We start from the raw sequence: 6,525 nt of genomic DNA on the forward strand, positions 1-6,525 counted from the left end.
CGATCTCCTCGACGTTCTCGATGCGGGCATGGTTCGGGCCGTTCAGCCAGATCGCATCGATGTTCGGATCGGCGACCATGTCACCGATCGTCTTGTACGCCTTCGCCTCACCCACGTCGAGATCACGTGCGTACCTGGCAGCCGCAGCCGCGTTCTTCGCGTTCGGGCTCCACACACCCAACACGTCCGCATCGCGGACGTAGCGGAAACCCTGCATGTGGAAACGGGCATTGAAACCCGAACCGATGAAACCGATACCGAGACGATTACCAGGCATGCGTCGAGAAGTCGGGGAGTGGGTGTTACTGAAAACCAGCGAATCCGGACGAAGTTATCACCCTGCACTGCCGCCCGTATAGACGGCGCGGCTTACCCCTGCTGCTGGGCCCGCTCGCGGTCGCGGAGCAGACGACGCAGGATCTTCCCGGACGGGCTCTTGGGAATGGCGTCCACGAACTCCACCTGCCGCACCTTCTTGTACGGCGACACCCGCTCGGCCACGAACGCCATCACCTGTTCGGCGTCGATCTCGCCGCGCTTCACGACGTAGGCTTTGGGGATTTCCCCGGCGTCGGCATCAGGCACGGGAATGACCGCCGCATCGGCAATGAGCGGGTTGGAGAGCAGGACTGCCTCCAGTTCGGCCGGCGCCACCTGCAGCCCCTTGTACTTGATGAGCTCTTTGACCCGGTCGACGATCTGAAACCAGCCATCGGTCTCGATCGCCACGTCACCGGTCTTGAACCAGCCGTCGTCGGTCAGGCACGCGGCCGTGGCTTCGGGCTTGTTGAAGTAGCCCTTCATGACCTGCGGTCCCCGAATCCACATCTCGCCTCGCTCGCCCGGTGCCACGTCGGCGCCGGTGTCCGCATCCACGAGGCGGCACTCCGTGTTGGGAACGCCCGGGCCGACCGAACCGGCGTCGACACGGTCCCCGGTGAAGGGATGGAAGTGCGAGACCGGGCTGGTTTCGGTGAGGCCGTACCCCTGCCGGACAAGACATCCCAACCGCGACGCGCAGGCGTCGGCGAGGTCGGCACTCAAGGGGGCCGCGCCACTACCGATGATGCGCACACTGCTCAAATCGTAATTCGCCACGACGGGATGCTTCGCCAGCGCGAGAATGATCGGGGGGACCAAATTCATGTAGGTCACGCGGTGCTTCTGAATCGTGCCGAGGAAGTGCTCGAGATCGAAACGCGGTATGCTCACGATGGTAGCGCCCATGCGCAGGGCTCCGCCCATCACCACCACCATGCCGTAGATGTGGAAGAAGGGCAGCACCCCGAGCATCACGTCATCCGATCGGATGTCCATGTGGGCCGTCTCGCACTGCCGCAGATTCGCCACGAGATTGCGATGGGTGAGCATCACCCCCTTCGGGACTCCCGAGGTGCCGCTCGAGTACGGCAGGGCGCACACATCGGTTGCCGGGTCGATCTCCACCGACGGCGGCACATCACCGTGCGCGAACAGACTCGCATACGGTGTCGCGCCGTCGACACTACCGAACACCACGATCTCCCGCACCGTGCTCGCCAGCCGGGCGGCCGCTGAACACTTCTCGAACAAGTCAGGGATGGTGAAGAGCATCACGGCTTCACTGTCGGCGAACTGCGCGCCGATTTCCTCGGCGGTCGCGATGGGATTCACCGTGCTGCAAATCGCGCCAAGCAGCGTGATGGCATAGAACACCACGGCGAAATCCGGGAGATTCGGACTCACGAGCCCCACGACATCACCCTTGCGGATCCCCTTCGCGTGCAAGCCCGCAGCGACGCGACGGATGGCCAGATCGAGCTCGGCGTAGGTGAGCGAGCGCCCCGTTGCCGCACAGACAATGGCGACCTTGTCCGGGTACTGGCTGGCGCGCTCAAGGACGAACGGCACGAGGGTGCTGCTGGGGATCGACGTGTCCGGGTACGGACTCGGGATGATGCGAGGCTGACTCATTGGCCACTCCGGCGGGGTGTACGGGCGGGGTGTGCAGGCGGGATGACGACGCCGATACCATACTGTCCCGCACTGCCACGGGCCAGACACGGGCGGCGTCGACGAGCGCCCATGATTGCCGTCGAGGCCGTACGTTAGGCATATGATCTCGTTTTCCCTTATCCGTCCCGGAACCGCCCGCCGCGCACGCCCCCTCGCGGCGCTCGTCCCCGCCCTGCTCAGCCTCGCGAGCGCGTGCGCGCGTCCCGATGCGACCGATCACCGCGCCGATCTGATCCTCCATAACGGGCGCGTGTATTCCCTCGCGTGGCCCAACCCGTCAGCAGACGGTCGACCGGCGTCGGAGGCACCGTACGACAGCGCGAACGGCTGGCATCACGATGCCACTGCGATCGTCGTGCGTGACGGGCGCATCGTCTTCGTTGGTAGCGACTCCGGCGCGCTCGCGCTCGCCGGCCCCGGCACGACCGTCAGCGACCTCGATGGTCGCGTCGTGCTTCCCGGCCTCGTCGATGCGCACACGCACGTGGCCGAGCTTGGCGAGTCGCTCGATCGCGTGAACCTCACGGGGATCGCTACCGAGGCCGAGGCGGTCGAACGCATCGTTGAGCGCGCGGCCACCACGCCCAAGGGGGAGTGGATCCTTGGCTACGGCTGGGACGAGGGTGCGTGGGCCAACCGCTATCCCGACAAGCGCCTGCTGTCGGAGCGCGTGCCGGATCATCCGGTCGTGCTGCGCAGCCTGCACGGATTTGCCTCGTGGGCGAACACCCGCGCGCTTGCGCTGGCCGGCATCACGCGCGACACGCCCGTGCCCAACGGCGGCGAAATCCGCAAGGATTCGAATGGCGAGCCCACCGGGCTGGTGCTCAACCGCGCCGTGCCGTTGCTCGACAACGCGGTACCGCGTCCCACCCCGACACAGCGCGATGCCCAGGTGCTGCGTGCACTCAACGTGATGGCGCAGTCGGGATACACGGGCGTCCACGAAGCCGGCGTTGCGCACGATGTGATGGAGAGTTTCGAACGACTGGCCGAACGCGACTCGCTGCCGCTCCGCGTGCACGCCATGCTGAGCGGGCGCGACTCCGCGTTGGTCCGCCGGTGGATTGCTCGCGGGCCGTTCACCTCGCGCACCGGCATGCTCAGCGTACGCGCCGTGAAAGCCTATTACGACGGTGCCCTTGGCTCGCGGGGCGCGCAGTTGCTGGCGGACTACGCTGATCGCCCCGGACATCGTGGAGTGAGCGGTGGCAGCTACGGCTTCGACAAGGCCGTCGTGGGTGACGCGATGAGCGCCGGTTTTCAGGTGGGCATTCATGCCATCGGCGATGCCGGCAACCGGGCCACGCTCGACTTCATCGACTCGGTGATGCGCGCCGCTCCGAAGGCGCGCGATCTTCGCCATCGCGTGGAGCACGCACAGGTGCTGTCGCCGTCCGATATTGCGCGATTCGCGTCGCTCGGCGTGGTCGCGTCGGTCCAGCCGCCGCACGCCGTGGAGGACAAGGGGTGGGCTGAGACCCGCGTGGGCGCCGAGCGGATCGCGGGGGCCTACGCGTGGCGCACGCTGCGCCAGGCGGGAGCGCCGCTCGTCTTTTCGTCTGACTTACCGGGTTCGGATTGGAACGCGTTCTACGGGCTGCACTCGGCCATCACCCGACAGGACACCAGCGGGGCACCGCCGGGCGGCTGGTATCCCGAGCAACGCATGACGCCGGAAGAAGCCGTGCGCGGCTACACCGTGTGGAGTGCGTATGCCGGATTCGACGAGCGTGACGCGGGTACGTTGGCCGTGGGCCGGCGGGCCGACATCACGGTGCTCTCGGTCGATCCGTTCCGCGACGACCCGCGTACGCTGCTCCGCGGTCAGGTGGTGATGACGATCTCGCGCGGACGCATCACGTATCAGCGGTGATCGGACAGGTGCGGATCGCACCCAGGCGTTACGTTGTTCCGGCCAGTATCACTCCCCATCTGTAGCTCCCTGCTCATGCATCGTCGCACCTTCCTCCATGCCGCGAGTGCCCCGATCGGCCTCGCCGCCCTCGACCGGGTGAATCTGCTGCGTGTGCCGGCGCCGTCCGTGCAGGGCGCGGCGGTCCACACGACATCACGTTCCTCCGTGGTCGTGATCGGTGCGGGTGCCTTCGGCGGTTGGACTGCCCTGCATCTGCGCGAGATGGGGCACGACGTCACGCTCGTCGACGCCTATGGGCCGGGCAACTCGCGCGCCACCTCGGGCGACGAGACGCGACAGATCCGGTGCGGATACGGTGACCGTCTGTTGTATGCACGATCGGCGCTGCGCGCGATGACGGCCTGGCGTGAGCGCGAGCAGCAGTTCGGCGTATCGCTGCTCAATCCCACGGGGCGATTGCAGCTCGCTCCTGCGTGGACGCCATCGCTCAAGGCCACGCAGGCCACGCTCAACACCCTTGGCGTGCCCTTCGAAACGATGACCGATGGCGACCTGCGGAAGCGCTATCCGCAGATGAATCCGGACGGCATGGGCGTGGGGCTGCTCGAGCCCGGTGCCATGGTGATTCGTGCGAAGCAGGCGATGCTAGCCGTCTCACAGGCGTTCGTGCGCGCTGGTGGCACGCTGCGTGTCGCCCGCGTTCAGCCGGGTACCGTGGAGGGCGGACGGATGGTGGACCTGCGGGTAGATGATGGCTCCCGCCTCGCCGCCGACGCCTTCGTGTTCGCCTGCGGGCCGTGGCTCCCCAAGCTGTTCCCCGGTCTGGTTGGCTCCCGCATTCAGGTGCCGGGGCGCGATGTGCTGTACTTCGGATTGCCGGCGGGCGATCTGCGCCTCGCGTTTCCCAACTTTCCGAACTACTCCGAAGAGCGCTATTACGGCTTCGCAAGCATCGACGGACGTGGCTTCAAGGTGTGCCCCACGAGCGGCACCACGAGCTTCGACCCCGACGTGGACGAGCGCATCATCAGCGCCACCGAAGTGCGCCGCGCCCGGGCATACCTGGCGCAGCGCTTCCCCTCGCTGGCAAACCAGCCGATCACCGAGTCGCGCGTGTGCCAGTTGGAGAACACCGCCGACGAGCACTTCATCATCGACCGGCACCCCGAGATGGCCAATGTGCTGCTCGCCGGCGGCGGGTCGGGGCACGGCTTCAAGCATGGTCCGGTGATCGGCCAGTATATCGCCAAGCGAGCGCTGGGCGAGCCGACCGACACGGACTTCGATCACATGGTGCGGCTGGCGCGGTGAGGCGGTGCGGCGCGCATCGGGATACGCGGCGCCGTTCGCCTCACCAGAGTCCGGCTTTCCCGCGCACGCTTTCGATGAGCGCCTTGGGGTCGTAGCCCACACCCTGACGGAACACCCACTCCACGCCGCGTACTTCGGTGATGTTGGCGGCGGGATTGCCACGCAGCACCACGAGATCGGCGAGCTTGCCCACCTCGAGTGAGCCGGTGAGCGCGCCGCGGCCCATGTACTGCGCCCCGTTGAGCGTGGTAATGCGAATGGCTTCGAGCGGGGTGAAACCGGCTTCTACCAGCAACTCCACGGCGCGCTGATTACTGAACCCGGGCACCAGGCCGCCACCGCCGGTGGGGTCGGTGCCCGCGATCAGCGTCCCGCCCGCCTTCACGAAGGCACGTTCGAACGCCATCCCCTGCGGAAAAGCCCGCAGATACGGCGACTGCGCATTGCGCTGCGTGGCGGCGTGCCGGCGTTCGTACTCGTCGCGCAATTGTGGCAGCAGTACGTCGAGCCCCTGCGGCAGCGGGCGGCCCGGCGTGAACGTTTCGAAGATGGTGAGCGTGCTCGTCACCGCCACCTTCTTGTCGATCAGATGGCGGAATAGGGACTGCACTTCGGCGCTATTGGGATCGAGGTTCGCCATGGACTGCGTCGCCGCGCCACCGCGCGCCATGCACTTGTCCGGCGCCTTGTTGGGCACGAAATCGTTCATGGAGAAGAAGCCGTGCTCGAGATCATCGATCCCCGCATCGGCGGCCTCGCGATAGGTCACCGAGCAGAGATGTCCCGTGATCTTGAAGCCACGCGCATGCGCTTCACGCGCGGCGACCCGCAGCTCGTCGCGCGAGATGTTCATGTACGCCTTGAAGCTCGTGGCCCCCTGATCGGCCCAGTACGCCACCAGCTTCTTCGCGTCGGTGGTATCACGCAGCGGCACCACCTGATTGAAGCCCATGCCGGGGCCTTCGAGATACGGCGCGGTGGCATCGATGTACGGGCCAGGCTTGTCACCGCGCTGAATCGCCTTGGCCACGAGCAGCTCGGCGAAGCCGTTCATGTTGCCGCCGGTGCGCATGCTGGTTACGCCGCCGGCGAGATAGAGCCGCGAAAAACTCTCGGTGAGATTGGCGTAGGTTCCGGAGCCCACCGGGTAGTAGAGGTGCTCGTGCACCATCACCAGCCCGGGCATGATGGTTTTGCCCGTCAGGTCGAGAGTCTGTGCTCCGGCCGGGATCGCCGTGCGCGCTGCCGGTCCCATGGCCGCGATGCGTCCGTCACGCACGACCAGCGTCTGATTCTCGCGCGGTGCGGCGCCCGTCCCGTCGATGACGCGCACGTTCGTG

General features: G+C 66.6%; 5 protein-coding genes. 2 read left to right on the forward strand and 3 right to left on the reverse strand.

The features are described from left to right. Both ACIQ6O_RS11095 and ACIQ6O_RS11100 read right to left on the reverse strand, forming a co-directional pair. Positions 1–277, reverse strand: a 277-nt coding sequence (locus tag ACIQ6O_RS11095) for a Gfo/Idh/MocA family oxidoreductase (RefSeq protein WP_396207855.1), incomplete at its 3' end; no start/stop codon positions are given. A 92-nt stretch (positions 278–369) separates the two neighbouring features. Next, on the reverse strand, positions 370–1,953 hold the full coding sequence (locus ACIQ6O_RS11100; protein ID WP_396207856.1) for a 4-coumarate--CoA ligase family protein: 1,584 nt from the start codon (positions 1,951–1,953) through the stop codon (positions 370–372). A 142-nt stretch (positions 1,954–2,095) separates the two neighbouring features. Here ACIQ6O_RS11100 and ACIQ6O_RS11105 point away from each other — a divergent pair, with 142 nt between their 5' ends. Further along, positions 2,096–3,871, forward strand: coding sequence for an amidohydrolase (locus ACIQ6O_RS11105; protein ID WP_396207857.1), 1,776 nt, complete (start codon positions 2,096–2,098; stop codon positions 3,869–3,871). A gap of 75 nt (positions 3,872–3,946) precedes the next feature. Next, positions 3,947–5,185, forward strand: a complete 1,239-nt coding sequence (locus tag ACIQ6O_RS11110) for an FAD-binding oxidoreductase (protein ID WP_396207858.1) — start codon at positions 3,947–3,949, stop codon at positions 5,183–5,185. A gap of 40 nt (positions 5,186–5,225) precedes the next feature. Here the strand turns inward: ACIQ6O_RS11110 and ACIQ6O_RS11115 are convergent. Next, on the reverse strand, positions 5,226–6,525 hold a 1,300-nt coding region (locus ACIQ6O_RS11115), incomplete at its 5' end, for an amidohydrolase family protein (RefSeq protein WP_396207859.1).

Origin of the sequence: Gemmatimonas sp. (assembly GCF_044345575.1) — a bacterium.
Taxonomy (GTDB): Bacteria; Gemmatimonadota; Gemmatimonadetes; order Gemmatimonadales; family Gemmatimonadaceae; genus Gemmatimonas.

What these genes read in the sequence shown, in the direction of transcription:
- ACIQ6O_RS11100 (WP_396207856.1), bottom strand. Translation starts at nt 1,953, where the DNA reads ATGAGTCAGCCTCGCATCATCCCGAGTCCGTACCCGGACACGTCGATC.
- ACIQ6O_RS11105 (WP_396207857.1), top strand. Translation starts at nt 2,096, where the DNA reads ATGATCTCGTTTTCCCTTATCCGTCCCGGAACCGCCCGCCGCGCACGC.
- ACIQ6O_RS11110 (WP_396207858.1), top strand. Translation starts at nt 3,947, where the DNA reads ATGCATCGTCGCACCTTCCTCCATGCCGCGAGTGCCCCGATCGGCCTC.